The sequence below is a fragment of the Helicobacter sp. MIT 01-3238 genome, assembly GCF_003364135.1.
Lineage (GTDB): Bacteria > Campylobacterota > Campylobacteria > Campylobacterales > Helicobacteraceae > Helicobacter_B.
On the sequence record NZ_NXLN01000015.1, the window covers coordinates 26,251 to 47,854 of the forward strand.

Consider the following 21,604-nt stretch of genomic DNA (forward strand, 5'->3'; position numbering starts at 1 on the left):
ATGGAAATACTAAATGAAGAACAAAAAAACGAAGCTAAGGTATTGCTAGAAAAGCTAAATCTACTCTACAAAGAGCGTGTGCGACTTGATTTAATCAAAGTCGATAGAGAAAACGCACTAAGAGAGGAAATCGCATCTTGTTGCGATGTGCGCAACAAAGATGGAGAGAGTGAGCCTAGTAAAGTCAAAATGCCTTTAGTGCTTGCCTTAGTAGATGAGCTTTTCTTAGAAAAGCAAAACAAAAAAGAGGAAGAATACGCCACTATGGAGCAGTATCGCACAGCTTTTGCAAATCAAGTCAATAAAGAAATTGTAGATGGCTATGTTTCTATCATAGGCTTGCAACAAGAAAACACACTTGATATTAAAGAAGTTTTCAAAGAAGCAAGTATCTTAAGCAAGGAAGTCATAGAAGCTATCAACTATCTTGCAAAGGACACTTATAAGCAAGAATTGCAAGAACAAAAAATCCAAGCAGGAATTATCAACGAAAAAGAGCCAAAAGATGATAGCGAGAAGCTCGCTATGGTGGATTTTCTAAAAACATTGCTACAAGGAAAAAACGATGCTTAAAAAACTAGCGTTTTTGGTAGTTTTAGCAAATTTATGCGCAAATTTTGCACTCGCGGAGGGCGAGGAAATGGCACAGGGCAATACTTTTGCCCCAGCCACGCCACGCGAGGAAGCAGAAAATCCACAGGATTCTATGGATTTGCGCATAAAGAAGTTTATGCTAGATATACCAGATAACAAAGACATAGCAAAAGATGCAATCAAGCGCGACAAAGAAACGCAAGAAATCCTAGATAGGTTTGATGATGCTACGATTAACTCACAGCCTGAAATTCGCCCGATGAGCAGCCAAGATAGTGTAATGGTGCATCCATATTTCACTACGACATTCTTGCTGCCAACAGGTGCAGAGATTAGCTTTGTAGATTCTAGTATCCCTGCTGAAGTGCTTAAATTTGACCAAAATACGCTTATGTTTAGACCTAAAAAAGACTTTGAAATAGCAAATTTAAGCGTGCTTTACTCCATAGAGAAGCAAAACTATGTGATGAATCTAATCCTTTCTCGCTATGAAAGGAGTAAAGATAATGCGCTTAATCTTGTTATCTCGTATGTAAATAAGCCAAAAAGAGAACCACACGAGGTAATTTATGAGTTTTTTAGGCAGTATGGCAAATATCCTACTGATGAGTTTAGCTATATCCATATTGATGATATTTTGTATCGAATTGTGCTAGATGATGATAGAGGCTATATCCATATCAATGGTAGAAAATATCGAGTGGATAATCAAAAAATCTACAAATAAGGACATAGAAAATGAAACTAACAAAAGCATTGAAACTGCTAAACAAAATCGATAAAGGCAAAATCTCTCATTATTTGCAGGATTGCATAGATTATGAGGAACGCAACTTGGGAGTAATGAGAAAAGAAAAAGTATATGGATTGGCTGAATTTTATGTAGATGAGGCAGGCGAGAGCGCAGATGAGGCTGTTCCTCTGCTAGATTGTAGATTTTGGCAAAAGGATAATAAAGGCGAGATAACCCCCGCTAGCCTAACCGCAGGCGATATTTTGGCTAAAGATTGGGAGTGTGTTTTTGTTGATGCTTGTTGCGACTTAAATTGCACCATAAGAGAGTATTTGCAAAGTGAATACTCCGTGATTATGTATAGAGATGAAATTGCAGAGCTAAATACGCAAGATTTGCTAAAAGACGAGGTAGTGAAAATAGAAATAGTAGATGCCTTGCGTGATAAGGCGATAAGAGAATATGGGATTGAGGTTCTAACAGGTAGTGCGCTATTAAACTTTGAGAGTGTGGCAAAAACTCTTAAAAAAGATTTGCCCTATATTGTAGTTTGCCACAAAGCAAATGGCGATGATTATGAATTGGAAAAGGAACAGCAATGAACCCAAACACTCTAAGAATCTTTGAACTTTGCAATGAGCTTGCTACGCTTTTGAGCGATAAGCAGGCTATTGCAGATTTGCAAGTATTGCTAGATAGACACCCTGAAATGTTTAGAGACATTGAAAGCGTAGAAAATCTAATCAAAAATGTAATTGAAAAGCCTGACATAATTGTCAAAAATCCCACTCCACAGAGTGAAAAAGACTATATCGCAGGGAAAAAACTAGATGACAAGAAAATGGGAGAAGTAGGCATAAGAAAAGATGGGAATGCTAGCAAGATTTTTCACGCAAATGAAAAAAGATTGAAAAATTTAGGTTTGTTAGCCAAAAAAGAAATCGTAGTCGATGGTAGGTGCGCCCACACTCCCTACACTCAAGCCCAAAGTCTTGACGGGCGACTGGTTGATAACAACATTTCATCGACTACTACAAGAGATTCACTAGCAGGTGGTAGGTGCGCCCATTTCCCACACCCTGATTTAGAAAATCAGCTTGGGCTGGTGCAAAAAGCACATTCACCTGCTAGTGAATCTAATTCTACCAAACAATCCGCACAAAGTCAATCTAAACCTAAAATAAGGAGAAAACAATGAACACACAAATGCAATCACACAAAAGTCTTTTGTCCGCATTGACTAAAATCAATGCTACAATATCAAATCAAAGTCAAACCAAAGGAGCAACTAATGCTGAGCAAAACACTAGCAGAGCTAAAAGAAATGTATCCTCAAATGATAACAGGGGAGCTAATAGTCAAAATAGAGGAAAGAATCAAGGTAATACTCAAAGAGGAGAGTCATTACGCAACAATGATAGACCACAGAATGCTGACACCGCAAGAAGCGAAGCAGCAGATAGTCGAACAAGTAACGAACATACTAGCAACAATGTCCAAGAAATTCCCCGAGAGCCTAGAGAAAGCAGTAAGCAAGGGGATATACAACGGCAGAGAGGACATAGAGATTCATCTAGCGATTCCAATGCTGGCGCAGATAGTAGGCTCAGCACTCCACTTGCAAGAGATGATAATGGACAGCTACCACATACCGATAACAACATTCGAGGAGGAGGATGGGGAGATATACGAAGTGGAGGACGAAATATCGATGGAGGAATTGACGACACTAGACATCAGCAAAGAGGAAACATATCAAGCCTATATGAAAGCGGACAGCTTAATAGAATACACACTACTACCAGAAGCGATGGGGGATTGGGACGAGAGCGATTGGGAGGACGAGGAGGAGGAGGATTAAGCGCAGATGAAGCGCAAATTTTTGACACTAATGTCAAAGCCCTAGAGATTCTAAACCAATCTTTAGGTTCTAGTGAGCCATTAAGCAGTGATGAAATCAACACGCTAAAAGCCTTTAGCGGTGCAGGTGGTAGATTTTCAAATGCTATCCAAAAAATACGCAAAGCAAACATCAATGATGAAAGGTTGAGATATGTAAACGACTTGTTAAAAAGCATTGATTCAAAAATCCCTAAAAGGAATTTTACAGATAGACCGCTTGATATAGGGATTTTTTACGCATTCAGTGATACTGCATATTACACGCCTAAAAATATCGTAAAAGCGATGGGGGATTTTGTTAAAAACTTATCGCCACAGAAAAAAAGCAACATTTTAGAACCCTCTTGTGGCGTTGGTAGATTTTTAGATGAATTTAGCGGTGATGAATACAATATTTACGGTGTAGAGTTAGATAGACTTACAGCCGCAATCGCTCAAAAAATCTATCCAAACGCACATATTGAAAATGAAGCGTTTGAAAAATCAAAAGCAGCGCAACTAACAAATAGTTACGATATAGTCATTGGCAATCCTCCTTATTCTAGCGATAGAATAGCTGGAATGCCATTAGCTGATTATTTTATGCTTAAAGGCATTGATAATCTTGCTGATTATGGTATTTCAATACAAATTGTAAGCCACAATTTCCTTGACAAAGACTCAGAAGCAAAAAACAAAATTGCCGAGCAAGCAGAATTTTTGGGTGCAGTTAGGCTACCAGATACTGCTTTTGGTGCAGATACAGGTGTAACTACTGATATTGTGGCATTTAGAAAAGTGCCACTTGACCAAAGGGAATCACTCGACAAATCGTGGACACAAACCCAAGATAGCGAGTTTAAAGGGCTAAAGGTTAGTTCATATTTTGCCAATAATCCTAATAATGTTTTGGGCGCATTCATAGCAAAAAATACGCGATTCGGAAAACAATTAGGAGTTATAGATTTAGGAACTAAACCCTCCCCATTAGATAATTTAGATTTAGCGCGATATATATCTTTGCGCCCTGCATTTTTAAACGCTCCACAAGATTTGCCTAAAGCGTATAAAGAAACTCGAACGAATTATGAAAACAAGCCCATTGGCTCGATTTTTTTGCGCGATGGGAAAGTTTACCGCGCGACAAACGAGAACGACATTGTTAATAGGGGAAATATTAGCAAAAATGTTGTCATTGATTTGGCAAAAGAAACAGAGCTTAGAAAACACGAATGGACAAAAAGCGCAAATGCTTTGCAAAAACGCATAGATTTGTATGTGCAATATATGCCACAACTTGAATCTTTGCAAGAGACTTTGGGGGAATTGCGATATTTAGAAGCAAATAGTAATGATGAAGTGAAAATTGAATTGCTTAGAGCAAAACTAAACGAACAATTCAATCAACTTACAAAAAACACAAATGGAAGCCTATATGACAAAAGAGGCTATGTAAGGAAAGAATTTTCTTTGTTTTTCCACCTCGATGATACGAGCTTTGAAGTTTTTTCATTGCAAGACAAAGATGGGCAAAAAGCGCAGATTTTTGAAAAAAGAATGGCAAAGCCTTACGAATATATAGAAAGTGCAGATTCTTTAGAAAGTGCGGTTAATATCTCAAAAAACGAATTTGGCACAATTTCTATCCCTCGAGTTTCTGAACTTTTAAACCAAGATAGCATACAAACACAAAAAGACTTGCTAGATTCTAAGATTATGTATATGGATTACAGCGGTGCAATGGTAGAAGCTGGCGAGTTCTTATCGGGCGATGTAAAATCAAAACTAGAATATTTCAAAGACCCCGCGACAAAAGCATTTAAAATTAGCGACAATGAGCTAGAAGCAAAGTATCAAAAAATTGCTTTTGATGATTTGAAAGAGGTTATCCCAGAGGATATTGAGCTAAATGATATTAGCATCTCGCTTGGTGCAAATTGGATAGAAAAAGAAATCTATCAAGACTTTTTGCAAAACCATTTAGGCATATCTCTTAGTAGATTTTCATATACCGCTGGCGTAGGATATGAGATTGAGGCAAATCAATTTTACACAAATTCTTGGGATAACTATACTTTTGCCACAAACAAAGAATTTGCCCAAAAAACAGGTAAAGAAACTGACAACGCGCTTTACCATCTAGAAAAAATGTTTAATAATGCCACTTTGGAAGTTTCTAGAAGTGTAAAAATGCCTGATGGCAGTCAAAAAACTTACAAAGATGAAGTAGGCACTGCCACACTAGAGAGGTTTAAAAAGCAACTTCAAAAAGATTTTAAAGAGTTTTTAGAATCTAAACCTGAATACGCAGAAGCTGTGCAAAAAACTTACAATGAACTTTTTAACAGAAATGTTACACGCGTGTATAGTGGCAAGCATTTAACGCTGATTGGCAAAAATGATGATATATCATTGCGACCACATCAGCAAGCTGGAGTTCAGCGCGTGCTAGATAGCAAAAATACACTCCTAGCACACGATGTTGGCACAGGAAAAACCTACACAATGGTAGCTAGTGCTTTAGAATCAAAAAGAATCGGTATTAGCAAAAAACCTATGCTTGTAACACCTAACAATGTCGCTCCGCAGCTTGCAGCAGAGGCAAGAAAGCTTTACCCAAATGCCAAGATAAAACTTATAAATGCCATAAGCCAAAAAACTAAAAATATCGAGCTAGATAACTTAAAAAACAATGATTATGATTTAATCGTTGCGACTTACACAGCTTTTAGCTCGATGAATGTTTCTACTGCAATGTTCCAAGATTATTACGAAAAAGAAATAGAACAACACAAAAAAGTTCTTGATGATTTGAAAAAAGACCCAAACGCTTCAAAGCAAGTTATCAGAAGTTTTGAAAACAAAATAAAGAAAACAGGCGAAACAATAGCCAATCACATACAAAACAGCGCAAAAAGTGAAACACGCGTATTTTTTGATGATTTAGGTGTGGATATGATGCTTTTTGATGAAGCACAAAAGTTAAAAAATTTGCCTGTAATTACAGCTCAAAAAAATGTGCGTGGCATTAGCACAGCAGTATCACAACGCGCAGTTGATGCTTATATGAAAATTAAGCACTTGCAACAAGAGGTAGATAATTCTAAAGTCGTTTTTGCCACAGGCACGCCTATCACAAACTACATTAGTGATATGTATATTTTGCAACGCTATTTAGGCGAGGAGGAATTAAGCAAACAAGGAAATCTAGGCTTTGATGATTGGTGTAAAAATTATGCACTTTCTTCAAGTTCTTTTGAGCGCAAGGCAAGTGGCGAGTTTAAACAAACTTCGCGTTTGAAAGAATTTCAAAATATCCCAGAGCTAAAAAAGGCATACAGTATGTTTGCTGATGTGGTAACTAAAGAGGATATGAAAAAAGATTTTCAAGCGCGTGGCTTAAAATCACCAGAGCCTAAAGTGGAACGATATAATCTCTTAATTGAACGAAGCAGTGACCAAGCAATGTATCAAGAAGTGTTAAAAAAGCGTTCTAAAGATTTAGAGGGCAAACGCGTAGAAAAAGGCGGGGATAATCATCTTGTAATAATGAATGATGGCAAAAAAGCAAGCCTAGATATGCGTTTAATCAACCCTAATTTAGAGAGAGACCCAAATGGTAAGGTTGCAAAATGTGCTGAAGTCGTGCTAAAACAATATGAACAATATAACGACTTCAAAGGCACTCAACTCATCTTTTGTGATAGCTCGACACCAAAAGGCAAAAGCTTAAGTAACGAGGAAAAAGAAAAAACTCTAGCAAGAATCATTGAATTAGAAGATGAGTTAGATGATTTTAAGGGCAAATATGAGGATTTAGAGAAAAAACAAGCGGAACTAGAGACACTGCAAGACAAATACGATAGAGGCACAGGAGGTTTTAGTGTCTATGAAGATATGAAATCTCTACTCATAGAAAAAGGCATACCTGAAAACGAAATCGCTTTCATACACGACTACCACACAGAACACAAAGCTAACATTTTGCGAGAGAAAATCAACAATGGCGAAATTCGCATACTTTTGGGTAGCACTCACAAAATGGGAGCAGGTAGCAATTTCCAAGCAAAGCTCACAGCGATTCATCACTTAGATTTTGATTGGACACCTGCAAATATGGAGCAGCGCGAGGGTAGAATCATAAGACAAGGCAATGAGATTCACAAGGAATTAGGCGATGATTTTAGTGCTAGGATATTCACTTATGCGACAAAAGCTAGTGTTGATTCTGTGGTATTGCAAACTTTAGGTGTGAAGCAAAATATCATCAAAACGATAGGCAATCCAAACCAAGATAACGCCAGAATCATAGTAGATGATAGCGAGGATAATCTCTATGCTGCTATGCAAGCAGCAACTGATGAAAACGCTGAAATTTTATTGGAGGCTATGGAAATTCAAAAGTCAATAGACTTTTTGCAAACAGAAATCGATGGCAACAAAAAAATCATATCTTTGCGTAGTGCGGAGGTGCAAAGATATAAGAAAAATCTCGAGGATTTTGAAGCCAAAGAGAAGTTTTTGGATAGGTTTGAAAAATGTGATTCTAAAGATGTGCTAACAATAGGAGGGGGCGTAGCTGCTAAGAGATTTGAGCTAAATTACACAGACAAAGACAAAGAAAAAAGCAGTGAAATTCGCGCCCAAATCCGCGCAGAATTTAATAAAGTTATGAGCATAAAAGTAAGAGACTCATATTATAGTCGCAGTGTTGAAAAAATAGGTTCTGTGGGGAATGAGGATATTCTCATTAAGTATCACAAAGACACAGATAGAGTTTCTATTATGGTTGGCAAAGATATGCAAGAGGGCGTTGAGTTTGCAAGTGTCAAACTTAATGATATGTTTAGTATGGACAATATGGACTATGCTCGTAGATATGCCAATGTCTTTTTGTCAGAAAAAAGCAAAACAAAAGACACTCTTGCTATTGCTAAAAACGATGCTAATGAAAAAATCCAAAGAGCAACTCTTGCAATAGAAAAAGCTCAAGCAAAAGATTTTAGTAGCCAAAAACAACTACTAAAACAAAAACAACAAAGGCTAGCGGAGCTAAATATCTTTTTGGGTAAAAATACAGGAGTTGATGACCAAATCGCAAAAGAGGTTTATGGAGAGGAATACGAAAATGTAATCAAACAAAAAATCGGTGCAGAAATTCAAAAAATCAAAGAAGCTAATAGATTAGCAAGTGCTAATGAGGTTATTGCTAGCATTGATTTTACTCCTAAAAAACCAGCACAACAGGTGCAACAAACACAAGCGAGCGAAAGCACGCAAAGTGCGCAAAGTGAAACTAACACTGCTGCGCCCACACAGCAAACACTAACACCACAATCCGCAGCAGATAAAATACGCGCTATGCCTAAGCCAACGCAAGAGGAAAGGCAAAAAGTTAGGGCGTTTTTGGATGCGGCTAAGGCTAAGCAAGAGCAAGCTAGCGCGGATAATAAAAATGTTGCAGAATCTGTGAATGTAGATAAGAGTGTGAAGAGTGAGGCTGTTAGGAGAAAGCAATGAGCCCAAACACTCTAAGAATCTTTGAACTTTGCAATGAGCTTGCTACGCTTTTGAGCGATAAGCAGGCTATTGCAGACATTAAAAGGCTATATGAAAAACATAGCGAAGATAAAATGTTTAAGGATATGGAAGAAGTAGCACAAATGATAAAAGAAGTAGCACAAAAACCTGAAATCATCACTGAAGCAAAAACATCAAATGCTTTGCTTGCAGCGAAGCGATTAAATAGTGAAAAAATGGGGGATATTGTCATCGTTAATAACGATGGACAAAATGTAATTATACACGCAAACAAAAAGCGGTTAAGTGCTTTTGAGAAATTAAGAGCTTCACTGGTAGAGACCCCCACACCCTCTACACATCGAGACCTGCCGACAGAGGAGCTAATAGCCCAAAAAGATGAGCTATCTGGCGCAAATGCGCGTTCAGTGAACTCTGATAGCAATTCTACCAAAGAATCAAATCAAAGTCAAACTACACCTAAAACAAGGAGAATGAGATGATAAAGACATTGATTTCACTTGTTTTTTTGCTAAGTGCTTTGCAAGCGCAAAAATGCGATAGTGATAGCTGTAAAGCACTTAAAAAAGTCGAATCGGTAGTAAAAAGCAGACAAGAGATTTACGATGACCAAAATCAAAAGATTAAAAACCTAAAAAAGCTAAATGCAAAATATCTTTTGAATTTAACAGGTGTCAATTTCTACACAACAAAAGAAGTCAAGCTAATATATATTTGGCAACAGGTTGATTTGCAAGCAATGCCAATAAACATACGAGAGGTAGTAAGATGATTGAAATCAAAATAGGCAAATTTCCTTTTGTTTTTTGGTTTATGCAAAAAGCACAGGCTAGCGAGCTAGGCACACAAATAGAAGTAAATGCAAAAGCATATCAATACAAAGAATTTTCAAATAAGAAGTTTTTGTTACTTAAATACTTCATTCCTTTCGTGTTTGTGTATTTGATATGCACTCGCTATGACTTCTCTCTATCGCTAGAGAGAGCGACAGAGTGGTTTTTAGGCTTAGCGTTACTCATAGCTTACAAAAAAGAGCTTTTCTTAGCATTTGTCATTGTGCTGATATTTTTTGCTTGCGCAGTGTTTATGACGCCAGCAGTAGCTGCTTTTAGTGTGAAATATTTTCTAATAGCACTGCTTATCAAAAGTGCGTATTTTGATTATAAGCACACTAAGGCTTTTTCACTCTATGACAGAGGGAAACTTGTGTCGCATTTTAATTTGACAAAGGATAGCAAATGAAAAAACTAACACTTACACTATGCCTTACATTGTGCGTAACAATGATAATGGCTGATGAAGCACAACAAGGCATACTAGCTCCACCGATAGAAACAACCAATGAAAACCTGCCTATTGATAACAAAGCAGAACAAGAAGCTGCTAACGCCACTAAGGGCGATGAAGCGCAAAATATCATAGAATCTAGTGCTTATGGCACTAGCGCGGTAAAGGAATCCACAGCGGAATTCATCGATAATAATCAGCGCATAGACTATACGCGAGAGATAATGCACAATTTCTACATACAAGCCCAAAAAGTCAAACTACGCCCTGAAGTCAATGGTGCTAAAGGCGAAATGGTAAAAGTCGTTGTAAATGCAAATGGCAATGCCAATGGCAAGGATAATGGCAAAAATGAAGTGCCTACAACTACGGTTAAAGGCTTTTGCCTTATCAAAGAAGATGTAAATATTGGCAAACAGCCCGGGAGTTTGGGTATTGATTGCCAAACAAACATAGGCTATGTAACGATGTTTGCCAATCTAAGAGCAGAAAACAAAATCGCTACGCTATTTGTAGACCCTGTGTATATCGAGTTTAAAAACTATCGATACCAAATCAAATCAAGCTATGTAACAAATGAAGCAAAAACAAGCTACAACATAGCTACCTATGTCAATGATAGAAAAGTAACAGAAGTGGCACTAACTGCCACAAGCGATGGGCTAGATGAAATCAAAACCGCTTCAAATCAATATTTGCAAGCTTACGAGCAATCACGCCGCTATCAATCCACACAAGTGTATTCAACAGGGCTAACTGCCTATCCACTCCAAAGCACTAACTACCTAGAGCCAGACCCACTGCTTTATCTAGCAAAGAGTGGGATTAACATACTTGCAGCTTCGGGCAAGGCTTTGGCTAGTGCGATTAAGAAAGATTTGCCCTATCTATATCAAATCGTAGGAGGCACAAAAATCTATGTGGATATGCAAGTGGTTACACAAGGGCAAAAAGTAGCAAGCAGGTAAGGAAGTGCAATGAAAGTTATTGTAAATAGAGGATTTGAGGGCAGTGAAGTTGCTGGCGCGTGTGATATATTACAATCGGGCGGTGAAGTCTCTAAGCCCTCCCACTTGCAGATTAAATACACTGCTAACCAAGACTTTGGCACAAATCCCAACACAGATTCTACCACAATCCCAAATGCAAGTCAAACTAAGATAAGGAAAAGAAAATGAACAACAATTTTAACCATTATGAAATAGTTTCTATCGTATTCACAGATAACCACAATAGAGAGCATATATTAACCAAAGAAATACAGGAGCTATGGAAAAAGACTTTTGATTTGGACAGTATTGATGAAAAGGTTATTGCAAACATTCCGCAGGATTTGCGAAATAAGTTAGGCAAAGACATATATATCAAAAAAGGTAGTTTGTTTAAGATTGTTTCACAAAAACGAGAATTTTTAATCCCACATAATTAAAAACAAAATAGCAAACGGGGCAAAAATCATATATCAATCTCCAAACGCCAATTCTATCTTGCAAACGCTTTTACAGGCTTCGCGATATTCCACCAACAAGATTGACAGCACTAATTCTACCAAAGAATCCGCACAAAGTCAATCTAAACCTAAACTAAGGAGAATGAGATGAACACACAACACTTAGATTTACTAACAAAAGCGTGTGATGAGATTGTAGCTGCTAAAGAAGCTATTGCTAACGCAGAGAGTAAAATAGCCTATATAAGAGAGCAGATACAAAACACTACTACGCCCACACAACAAGCGCAAATCTCACAAATCCCACAACCACGCGTTAGTCGTGTGAAAGAGATTTTAGAAAGGGGTAAAAAGGTAACAAATGAGGGGGGTGTATCCAAATTTGGATACACCCCTAACAACAATATCACTAAATTTAGTGATATTCCACAAAATATGCGTGATATAACAATTTCATCACTAGAAATAGCGGAATTGACAGGGAAAAATCATAGAGATGTAACTCGGGATATTGAGGAACAATTAGGACAAATTTATGATGATGGGGGTGTGCGCAAATTTGCGCACACCTACCAAAACCCCCAAAACAAGCAGTTTTACAAGTGCTATCACTTACCCAAGCGCGAAGCTCTTATTTTGGTAAGTGGTTACAATGTGAAACTTCGTGCAAAAATTATTGACAGATTAGAATACCTAGAAAATCAAATTTTAAACAAAATGCTTAGTCAAACCCCACAACAACAAAGCATCAATGAATCACTAAAGCGATATGAAGCATTGTTTGGAGGAAAATTTAGCGTGCAAACACCTTGCAAGCAATTCATAGAGGGTATAACCAAAAGTTATACCCTTAATACAAAGGAGGCAACAATAGAGAATAGCGTTAAGACATTCTCTAATGAAGAATTGGGAAGCGTAAGGACAATCTTAAAAGATACTGAGCCATTATTTTGTTTAAGTGATATTTGCAAAGTATTGGATATTCAAAATAGCAGAGATATTACAAGCGCGTTAGATAGGGAATTTGACAAAGGGGGTAGATTAAATCTACACCCTTTAGAAACCGCAGGCGGTAAGCAGAATTTTACTTTTATCAATGAACCTGAACTCTATTTTGTGCTTATGCGAAGCGACAAGCCAAAAGCAAAACCTTTTAGACAATGGGTAGTGAATGAAGTCCTACCAAGCATACGCAAGAGTGGTTCATATCAAATCAATGCTACACAACAACAAAGCATCAATGAATCACTAAAGCGATATGAAGCATTGTTTGGTGGAAAATTTAGCGTGCAAACACCTTGCAAGCAATTCATAATACAAAATATAGCAAAAGCTGAAGCAAAACACAACGCAATAGCAACAGAGCTTGTTTCATACAATTACACAGAGGAGTTTAAAAAAGGCAAGGCAAAAATCTCTAGTAGGATAGGTTTAGTCTATGATAGACCTGTGCCTATCGACAAAAAGCCTATCATCACTAAAGGTTATTTGCCAAATGAAATGCTAAGAGAGAATCAAAACTCAATCACTGCTAATGCAGAATCTAAGACAAAAGTGAGAAAAAGATAATGAAAAAATATATGTTGATATTTTTTGCATTATTTAGCAGTAGTGCCTTTGCAATGCCTGTGAGCGAGATTATCGCAGATATTGCAAGGCAAAGCGGCGTAGATAAAAAAGTGTATTACTCCATTATCAAAATAGAGAGCGATTGGGAAAGCAATATCGTTGCTTTCAACGCTAGCAAAGAATTTTACAACGAGCTAAAACCACTAAAAAAGATTATAGGCGACATTAGTCTAAAATTCATTAGACCAAATCGAGTAGTGATAATCGCAGATAGAGAATCCATAATCTCTATCGCGCAAGTGCTATATGCTCGTAAAATCAATTTTGATTTAGGACTAGCACAAATCAATTCTGTGAATTTCAAAGAAAATGAGATTCCTAAAATGTTTGAACCAAAATACAATCTCATCAAGGCAAACAATGTGTTAGCACAATGCGCTGAATACTATCGCATAAGCCCAAAATCAATTATTGAATGCTACAACAAAGGCTTTAGAAAACACAGAAATTACGCATATTTTCAAAAATTCTTAAAAGCATACAAATACTATGCTAAGGAGGGGTTATGAAAGAGCAACTAAGATTTAGAGTAGTAGTAGATAATCCAAAATCAAATATGAGCTCGTGCGACAACTGCACCGCAACTCATACTCTAACAAATCAAGGGACTAATGCCACAAGTATTGCTGGGGTAATTATATCACAAAAAGGATTAGACAAGGTTTTTCAAATGGGAGGGAGTCAACTTCCACTTTCCCCATTTGAAAACACCATTATAACACACTATGGTGCGCAATCTAAATCTAAGATAAGGAGGCGTTAAATGAAAAAATATTTGATAATACTGCTTTTTTCTACCCTAGTCTATTGCGCTAATACGCAACAAAAAACACAAACAAGCCCAAGTGGCACAAATCCAAATACTGCCATCAAAGAACACGAAAGCGAGCGCACAAGCAAGCTCGAGCAGGGTGGAATCTTTACTAAGCAAGATTCTATCGTTACGACAAGCACTTGTAGCTTTAAGTGCCGAGAAGTCGCAGCAGGATATAAAGCTACTATTATAGGCATTGATAGCCCAAGCGGAACAACACAATGCGAAGTGTTTGATGCCGCAGGCAAATCAACAGGAATCAATGCTAATCAAACAAATACCAAATGCCGAGATGATGCAAACAAGAAATATCAAGGTAGATTGTCTGCTTCTAGCGCACAATTTACTTACAACAAAGGCACTTTTGATGGGCAAAAGATGACTTTTGCAAAATTCTTAGGTGCAATGGCTACGCTAGATGGGGATTATATTGACTTCAAATCCACACAAACAACAGGGATTTTAAAACTAAATGACCCTCACGCAGTGTATGGAACTTCATCAGTTGCTTCTCAAACGCCATTTATGGCTTCTTTCAAAAATCTTTTTGGTGGTTTCTTTGGCTCTGGCGAAATCAACGCAGAGCTTCTCTCTGCTACTGATTCTCTAAACAAAGCCAATCTAGGCTATTATGCAAATCTATTTATGGATTTAAAGATTGTGTATTCATATTTGCAAAATCTACTTTTTATCCTTGTGGGCGGCTTTTTCTTATTTAAGCTAGGTAGCGTAAAGATTATGAACTATTTAGAAAACGACAAAAAGGGCGAGAGTGAATACCTAAAACAATTTGCAATACCTGTTGTATCTATTGCAGTGTTTTTTGCACCGATACCCGAAGCAAGCGGTATGAATGGCACAGTTATACAAAATCTCATTAGATATTTCACACAGCAAAGTATTTCAATCGCAGATAGAGCTAGCCAAGTAGGCGTAAATACTTATCTGCAATATCTCTATAATAGTGTAGGTTTGCAAAGCACAGCTGGGGAAAAGGCTTTGAGAGATGATGTAGAATCCTACAAAGCCCAAGAAGCGCAATACAAATCTGCACTAGAGTTTTGCAAAACTGCATATCCACAGCATTTGCGCTTCACAGGAAAGACATATAATCGAGACATAGGCTTAGGAAAAGGCTGGTTTTCAGTGAGTGCCAATGATGGCGTAGTAGGCAATGAGGGTGTAAGTGCTGGCGATGATTTTGACTTAAATCAAAGTAGCGATGTTATTACAGGCTCTGCGTGTGCTGAAGTCGAACACAAGGCTTTAAGCACACAAAAACTTAGAAAACAATCTGAAAAAATGGTTAGCACGATTCAATCAAACTACAAAGGGAATGGAAAACTGCAAGGATTGCTAAACACAATCAATACAGAAGTTAATAATAGACAAGAACAACTAGGATGGGCAAATGCAGTGATAATTCCTAGCACTGCGGCACTAATTAGTGCATTATCGCTCATTGAAGACGGAAATCAAAATATGCAAGACACAGAGGATAATAATGAGAAAATCGTAGAAGAAGCCAAGCAAAAAAGCGATAAAACTCTTTTAAGCTGGAGTGCGGATAAAATCGGTTGGCTATTTTCTGGCACTCCTTATTTTTTACTCCCGGGCGCAAATGCAATATATGAGTTTGGTAAAAATGCTGCTAAAGAATATGGAGGAGCAATTGTAGCAGCGATGGGAGCTGTTACAGGCTATGAAGCAGCGAATGGTGCATTGGCAATAGTTACCACACTAGGCGGTGCAGCAGGAGGGTATGCCGCAGGCAAAAGATTGGTAGCAATGGGCGGGGATTTTGTTATTGCGTATGTGATGATGCAAAAAATCTTTGATTTGGTGTTGAAATATTTACCTCTAATCGTTGCAATGGTGTGTGGAATCATCGTATTTGTTGGGTATTTGGTGGATTTAGCATTTTACTTTTATATTTCGCCTTTTGTCGTAGCGTATGCGATGACAGAGAGAAGCACAAACAAAATCGTGGAATTTTTGGTATCAGGGCTAAAACTATTTTTTAAGCCTGTTTTGCTAGTGATATTGATATTTTTTGCAATCTTTTTGCACACACTCATAAATGACACCATAATCGCGTTTGCAAAACTGCAATACGCAACTCTATACACGATTAACACAGGATTTTGGTTAGGTATCGTGTTGCGATTAGTCGAAACGCTAATAAGCATTATCGCAGTTATCGCAAGTATCATCATTGTGTGGAAAACCATTATGGGAGGAGTAGGCACGATAATGGAACACATAGGACTAAAAGATACAAACTCGACAGCTTCTTGGATTTCTCAAAGACTAGAACGCTACTCAATGCACATATAGCGAGCAAACTAAACCTAAGATAAGGAAACGCAGATGACAGCTTTACAAAACGAACTTTACGAAAGAATCAAAGAGCCTATGCCCTCCCCTAGCCTGTTTTCAAAAGAAAAACAGCTAGAATTAAGCAAGCTAGAAATTTGGTTAGAAAAATATGATAAGAGCGGCGATATGACCGCACGACATCATAGAATGCTGAATGAAATCTATGCAAATAGAGAGAGATACAAAGAGTTGTGTTTAGAAAAATTCGTAACACCATATTTACCACCGCACAACATAGAACATTTCAAAAAAGAATGGATAAAATCACTAGATGAGGACGAAGTGCAAGGCTGGGTAAAATATCCGCTTTTAGCGATGAAATCATTTCAAAATGACTACAAAATAGCAAAAGCACAAGACAAAGATAAAGATTTGTGGAACTCGCTTGGTTACAAAATTTCACATTGTAAAATGGTTTTTGATAGTGAAATATTGCCTAAACACACAGACAAAGAAATCATTGATACTTATTTCTTTGCCTCAGAGGAATTTTTTAAGGAATTGCGTGCAGAGATTGAAAAATATGCTGATATTGTGCCATTAGCAGAATTTGGCACAAACTATGCAGAATTTTACCACGATAGCACAAGGGCAGTAAAAAAACTGCTAGCAGAGAAGCAAGGACAGGTAACAGGAGCGTTTTTTAGAGATGATTTAGGAGATATTACTCTAACTTGGGGGGATTCTAAGCAGGGATTAGCTCATATCATTGAGCGCAGGACACAGGACAATATAGACAAGCTAAAATTGGACGAAAAAGAAGCACAGCAAAAAGCGTTAGATTTTGTAAAAAATGAGCTAAGCGAAATAATAACACAAGGAAAAGCAACATTAAATGAAACAAAGAATCGTATCTTGCTTACGACAGATGATAGTAGAGCGATAGTTGCGCTAGATTACAAAGGCAAATATGATAAGTGGGTATTGACAGGTTATAAGCTAGATTCCCCTAACCTAGCGGATTTGCACAAAGGCAAGGCTCGCGGCGCGGACTTCAGCTGCTCGACACGCGCAGAATCTAGCAAGAAAAACGATACCCCTCGCTTAGCATTTCCGCACAAAAGCGAGGCTCGCGGCGATGACTTCAGCACATCGTCATCTGCAGTATCAAAAGACATTATACCACCTCTTACGCAAAATAATCAAAAGTCTATCCTAATGAGTGGCTAGACGAAAATCTGCTAAAAGCAGCAGGCTATGAGGACTATGAAATTAAGCAAATGCAAGAATGCGATGAGCTAGATAATATCGAGGAGGACTATGATGAGGATTAGCATACTTTTAGTTGTGTTATGTGTGGAATTTGTCTTTGCTTGCCAAGATTTTGGCGGAGCAGCAAGCACAGCAAAAACAACAGCCAAAAACAGCGCAAAAACAGCGGATAAATCACTTGCCAATATCATCGACCAGATTAAAAGCAATGAAGATGAGATAAAAGGCAAAAACAATGAAACAGATACAAGTGGCACTGCAGGTGCAAAAAAACATTTGCGACACACACAACAAGTTGATAAAGACAGCACGCTTAGCAGTTATCAGCTTATGTTTAACACAGAAGTGATTAACAAATTAGAATCGGTGCTAGTTGATACTAAGGCAGAATCTAAGAGATTTGAAATTAGCCAAGAGCTAGAAGAGCTACTAAAATAGGAGTGCAAAATGATATTTTGTATTTTGGCAACATTTTTTTGTCTGTGGTTTAGATTTTTTAACAACGACAAAAGCCGCAGAGAAATATTCACAATGTGTGCGCTACTAGGCATTTCTTTTGTTTGGGGAAGCTATATGCTTATGGATAATGACACAAACAAGATTCTAGCAGATATTTGGATTGGCATTGTGTTTATCTTTGCTTTTTGCCTTTTTGTAGTGGCGTTTAGAAAAATGCTAACCCCACTACCCATAAATGTCGTTGCTAGGCAAGAATGCTATTGGGGGATTAAGCCTAGCATAATCACTGATTTTTTCATTTTTCGCAGAGATAATAGCAAGAAAAAGCGTGTAGATATACAAATCAATGGTTTTACAAAGGTGTGGCAACGCAAATATGGCGAAGCTCACAATGAAAGCTATATGAGTGCTAATGTATTTTTGGATTATGAGAATCTACACTTAACAAAACTTAGCAAAATCGATGATATAGCGCAGTTTGGGCTATATAACACCATTTTTGCTAGACTTAAAAAAATCATCACTGAAAAAGAGATTGATGATTTGGATATGAAAGAGGTTTTAGAAAGAAATGGTAATTTTGCAGAGTATTTTTTGCTTGATTTATGGGAATGCTATACACAAGACATCAATATCGGTGTAGCAGGGCTAGAAGTCTATGCTAAACGCGATATTGAAAGACAACTCATTAGAGCTTTGAATAATATTGACTTAAATAGCATAAGTCGCAATGGTGCGGCTTTGCTTTATTCTTATTTGGAATTTAGAGACAAATTGCCACAAGAGCAAGAAGCGCAAGCGCAATCTAATGAGGAAAACAAAGAATCTACAAACCAAGAATATGAGGAGTTTGAATAATGGCAAATGACCACAAAATGCGAGTGCATAAAGAAGTCCAAGAGATTGTTTTTTCACTACGAAAAGAGAGGCTATACACTATCTTAATGGAAGATGAATTTTTGAGATTCATCTGTTGTTGTTTTGCAGTGGTGGGGATTTTTGGAGTTTTTACTCAAAACTTCCTAGTTGTAGTTGTAATGTCTTTGTGGTGTAGTTTTTTGCTTTTGGGCTTAGCTTTTGGGCAACGCCCAAAGCCAGAGGGCGAGGAAAACTCTCGCCTTGTAGAAAATCTACCCAAAAAGCAATATATGCTAAACATAGGCACGCAAGTAAAAAAATTCTATGGCGATGCAGTCAAAAGTGGCAGGGCAAAAGGTAATAAGATTAAGCCTTTACTGCTTGATGCAGAGACAATCAAGCGGCACGGTGTGATTCTTGCCACAACAGGTGGCGGTAAATCTGTGCTTATGAAAGGTATGATAGAACAAATTATGATTTTAGGAGGTGGTGGATTATTTATCGATGGTAAAGGCACAGCAGAATTTGCAAAAGAAATCTATGGAATTGCAGCAGCTTATGGTAGAGAAGATGATTTTTACCATATCAATTTCTTAGATATGGATAACACTCATACAGTCAATCCGCTACTTAGCGGTAGCGCAATAGCAATTTTTGAGATTCTCTCAAGCCTGCTAAAAGGCGAAGAAAATGAGTGGAAAGCTAAGCAAAAAGAATTTATGAAATGTATTTTGAAATTGCTAGTTTGGAAGCGTGATTATGAAAATCTAAAACTAGATTTTGGGATTTTAGCAGAATATTTAACGCTTGCCAAACTCGTAGAAGAAGCACTAATATATCGCAAATATGCTAAAAAATATGGCGATATTGAGGACTTCATACAATTTGTAAGTGGCTCTATCGCCCTACCCTATGACAAATTTTTAAGCGATACAAGTGAGGAGTTTGCTGCTCAAGTTCGCAAAGAAGCGACAAATGTAGATTTGCAAGGTGTCTATGACGCTTCGATGAGCGCACAAGCGTGGCGCGACCCTGTAACAAATCTAAAATCTAATTATGGAAAAGTGTTTAATACTCAAACACCTGATATTTCTATGTGGGAAGCAGTGCAGCGCAACAAAATCATTTTTGTAACCTTGCCTACTATGGCAAGCGATGATACACCAAAAGAATTAGGTAAACTTATTTTAGGACTTATCAAAGGCGTTGCTGATGAGAAAGCTCGCAAAGCAAAAGACCCAGATATTCCCTTTGTATGTATGCTTGATGAAGTAGGTAGCTATATTGTTGAGGGCTTTGGTAGGCTTATGAGTAAATCTCGCGCACTAGGCATAAGTGTTTGGTTGATTTTTCAATCATTTGCCCAGCTTGATATTGTCGGCAAAATGCTTAGCGGACAATCCAGCGAGCGACAAGAAGCTATGGGTATGATAGGCACACACATCATAATGAAATGCACAGACCCAGAAGCTACGAAGTTTTACCAAGACTTTGCACCTAAGCGCACAGTAATGGAAAAAGCCTATTATGAAAAACGAGATTGGACAAAAGGACAAATGGGAGCAGAACAGAGCTTTAGCCCTAAAGAAGTGCCAGCTTTTGAACATAATGACATTGTGGCAATGAATAATGGCGAAATGCTTGTGCTAGCTGATGGCGTGCTTTATAAAGCAATCGCACAAGCAGAAAACTCCCTGCAACAATCAGGTAAAAAAATCACTTATGAGGGTAAGGACATACAAAAGCCACTCCCCATAACAAGATTTATGCCAAAAAAGCAATTTTTTGCACTAATGAGCGAATACAAAAAATTTAGAGAACAACAACATCAATCCCAAGAACAAAAGGAGAATGTAGCGTGATTGAAGATATTAAACAAGACTACCAAGAGGTAGCACAAGAAGTAGCAGAGGCAACACAAGAAGCGCAAAACGCGCAAGCACAGGAACTAGAATCTACCCAAGAACAGCCACAAAGCGATATGCAAGCTAATGAGGTAGATTCTAGCGATGAAGCAGGATTGTATAGTAGAATACTTGCATTAGCCCAGCAATGCAATGCTTTACTTGCAGATTTTGAAACATTAGCTGTGAGTCTAGTATCGATACAAGAAAAGGTTGAGAAGCTAGAAAAAGAGGGTGTTTCACTCCAAGAATTAGCAACAAAACCAAGCAGTGATAATTTTGCTTATATCGATAAGCTAATCAAAGATGATACACTAGAGCGAGAAAAGGCAATGAAAGAGGAGATTTTACAAGAAATCAAATCATCACAACCAAAAAAGAAAAGCAATGGAGCGCAAAATATCATTAACTTTATCGTGATATTTGGTATGATTGTGTTGTTTTTCTTAATTACCAAAAACTAAAAAAGGAGTGAAAAATGGCAGCACCATTAGTGATTGCAGCAAAAGCAATAGGAACAAATAAGGCAATGGAAGTGGCTAGCAAAAAGGCAACCCCTGCCCTAGATAAGCTAAGAGCTATGTCAAAACAGCAAGCTAGCAATGCAGGCGAAGAAAAACCACGAAATAGCATACAAGCCACACAAGATTTGCTAAGCGAAACAGCAGTTTGCAAACTCTTAGATGACTTGCTAAAAAAGTTTGAAAAAACTAGAGAAAGCGTAAATGAAAAAATGAAAAAAGAGGGACTAACAGATGAGATACTCACAGAACAAACAAAAAATACAACCCTATCTAAAGGCTTGGACCAAATTCAAAAAGAGGTAAGCAAGCCTAAGTTTAGGAATAAGATGCGCTAAAAGG

Annotated in this window: 21 protein-coding genes; all 21 read left to right on the forward strand. The window is 37.7% G+C overall.

What is annotated here, in order from left to right; genetic code table 11:
• The 21 genes from CQA40_RS06370 (at nt 1) to CQA40_RS06475 (ending at nt 21,600) form a co-directional block, all read left to right on the forward strand.
• Nucleotides 1–573 carry a hypothetical protein gene (locus CQA40_RS06370; protein ID WP_115520069.1) on the forward strand — a complete coding sequence of 191 codons (573 nt, stop codon included), beginning with the start codon at nt 1–3 and terminating at the stop codon, nt 571–573.
• Entirely contained in the window at nt 566–1,321 is a 756-nt protein-coding gene (locus tag CQA40_RS06375; RefSeq protein ID WP_115520070.1) for a hypothetical protein, read from the forward strand. Before CQA40_RS06370 ends, CQA40_RS06375 begins: the two co-directional genes overlap by 8 nt.
• An 11-nt stretch (nt 1,322–1,332) precedes the next feature.
• Nucleotides 1,333–1,929 (forward strand): hypothetical protein, encoded by a 597-nt coding sequence (locus tag CQA40_RS06380; RefSeq protein WP_115520071.1) that lies wholly within the window; start codon nt 1,333–1,335, stop codon nt 1,927–1,929.
• Nucleotides 1,926–2,525 carry a hypothetical protein gene (locus tag CQA40_RS06385; RefSeq protein ID WP_258864484.1) on the forward strand — a complete coding sequence of 200 codons (600 nt, stop codon included), beginning with the start codon at nt 1,926–1,928 and terminating at the stop codon, nt 2,523–2,525. The genes CQA40_RS06380 and CQA40_RS06385 overlap by 4 nt, the downstream gene beginning before the upstream one ends.
• The gene (locus tag CQA40_RS06390; protein WP_115520072.1) at nt 2,522–8,728 is read left to right on the forward strand and encodes a DEAD/DEAH box helicase family protein; all 6,207 of its coding nucleotides are present in this window, start codon (nt 2,522–2,524) and stop codon (nt 8,726–8,728) included. Before CQA40_RS06385 ends, CQA40_RS06390 begins: the two co-directional genes overlap by 4 nt.
• Nucleotides 8,725–9,231 carry a hypothetical protein gene (locus tag CQA40_RS06395; RefSeq protein WP_115520073.1) on the forward strand — a complete coding sequence of 169 codons (507 nt, stop codon included), beginning with the start codon at nt 8,725–8,727 and terminating at the stop codon, nt 9,229–9,231. Before CQA40_RS06390 ends, CQA40_RS06395 begins: the two co-directional genes overlap by 4 nt.
• Nucleotides 9,228–9,521 (forward strand): hypothetical protein, encoded by a 294-nt coding sequence (locus CQA40_RS06400; protein WP_115520074.1) that lies wholly within the window; start codon nt 9,228–9,230, stop codon nt 9,519–9,521. The genes CQA40_RS06395 and CQA40_RS06400 overlap by 4 nt, the downstream gene beginning before the upstream one ends.
• Entirely contained in the window at nt 9,518–9,991 is a 474-nt protein-coding gene (locus tag CQA40_RS06405) for a hypothetical protein (protein ID WP_115520075.1), read from the forward strand. Before CQA40_RS06400 ends, CQA40_RS06405 begins: the two co-directional genes overlap by 4 nt.
• Nucleotides 9,988–11,004 carry a hypothetical protein gene (locus CQA40_RS06410; RefSeq protein ID WP_115520076.1) on the forward strand — a complete coding sequence of 339 codons (1,017 nt, stop codon included), beginning with the start codon at nt 9,988–9,990 and terminating at the stop codon, nt 11,002–11,004. The genes CQA40_RS06405 and CQA40_RS06410 overlap by 4 nt, the downstream gene beginning before the upstream one ends.
• A 9-nt stretch (nt 11,005–11,013) precedes the next feature.
• Complete coding sequence (locus CQA40_RS06415; RefSeq protein WP_115520077.1) at nt 11,014–11,214, forward strand: hypothetical protein; 201 nt, start codon at nt 11,014–11,016, stop codon at nt 11,212–11,214.
• The gene (locus CQA40_RS06420; RefSeq protein WP_115520078.1) at nt 11,211–11,465 is read left to right on the forward strand and encodes a hypothetical protein; all 255 of its coding nucleotides are present in this window, start codon (nt 11,211–11,213) and stop codon (nt 11,463–11,465) included. Before CQA40_RS06415 ends, CQA40_RS06420 begins: the two co-directional genes overlap by 4 nt.
• Before the next feature lie 168 nt (nt 11,466–11,633).
• Entirely contained in the window at nt 11,634–13,055 is a 1,422-nt protein-coding gene (locus CQA40_RS11170; protein WP_181882864.1) for a BRO family protein, read from the forward strand.
• Nucleotides 13,055–13,624: a transglycosylase SLT domain-containing protein gene (locus CQA40_RS06435; protein ID WP_115520079.1), complete on the forward strand. Its 570-nt coding sequence runs from the start codon at nt 13,055–13,057 to the stop codon at nt 13,622–13,624. Before CQA40_RS11170 ends, CQA40_RS06435 begins: the two co-directional genes overlap by 1 nt.
• Nucleotides 13,621–13,878 (forward strand): hypothetical protein, encoded by a 258-nt coding sequence (locus CQA40_RS06440; RefSeq protein WP_115520080.1) that lies wholly within the window; start codon nt 13,621–13,623, stop codon nt 13,876–13,878. Before CQA40_RS06435 ends, CQA40_RS06440 begins: the two co-directional genes overlap by 4 nt.
• Nucleotides 13,879–16,266, forward strand: coding sequence for a hypothetical protein (locus CQA40_RS06445; protein ID WP_115520081.1), 2,388 nt, complete (start codon nt 13,879–13,881; stop codon nt 16,264–16,266).
• A 33-nt stretch (nt 16,267–16,299) separates the two neighbouring features.
• The gene (locus CQA40_RS06450) at nt 16,300–17,478 is read left to right on the forward strand and encodes a hypothetical protein (RefSeq protein WP_115520082.1); all 1,179 of its coding nucleotides are present in this window, start codon (nt 16,300–16,302) and stop codon (nt 17,476–17,478) included.
• Between the two features lie 93 nt (nt 17,479–17,571).
• The gene (locus CQA40_RS06455; protein WP_115520083.1) at nt 17,572–17,958 is read left to right on the forward strand and encodes a hypothetical protein; all 387 of its coding nucleotides are present in this window, start codon (nt 17,572–17,574) and stop codon (nt 17,956–17,958) included.
• Nucleotides 17,959–17,967: 9 nt separating this feature from the next.
• On the forward strand, nt 17,968–18,837 hold the full coding sequence (locus tag CQA40_RS06460; protein WP_115520084.1) for a hypothetical protein: 870 nt from the start codon (nt 17,968–17,970) through the stop codon (nt 18,835–18,837).
• Entirely contained in the window at nt 18,837–20,699 is a 1,863-nt protein-coding gene (locus CQA40_RS06465; RefSeq protein ID WP_115520085.1) for a type IV secretory system conjugative DNA transfer family protein, read from the forward strand. The genes CQA40_RS06460 and CQA40_RS06465 overlap by 1 nt, the downstream gene beginning before the upstream one ends.
• Nucleotides 20,696–21,205, forward strand: a complete 510-nt coding sequence (locus CQA40_RS06470) for a hypothetical protein (RefSeq protein WP_115520086.1) — start codon at nt 20,696–20,698, stop codon at nt 21,203–21,205. Before CQA40_RS06465 ends, CQA40_RS06470 begins: the two co-directional genes overlap by 4 nt.
• Before the next feature lie 14 nt (nt 21,206–21,219).
• Nucleotides 21,220–21,600 carry a hypothetical protein gene (locus CQA40_RS06475; RefSeq protein ID WP_115520087.1) on the forward strand — a complete coding sequence of 127 codons (381 nt, stop codon included), beginning with the start codon at nt 21,220–21,222 and terminating at the stop codon, nt 21,598–21,600.
• Nucleotides 21,601–21,604: the final 4 nt, after the last annotated feature.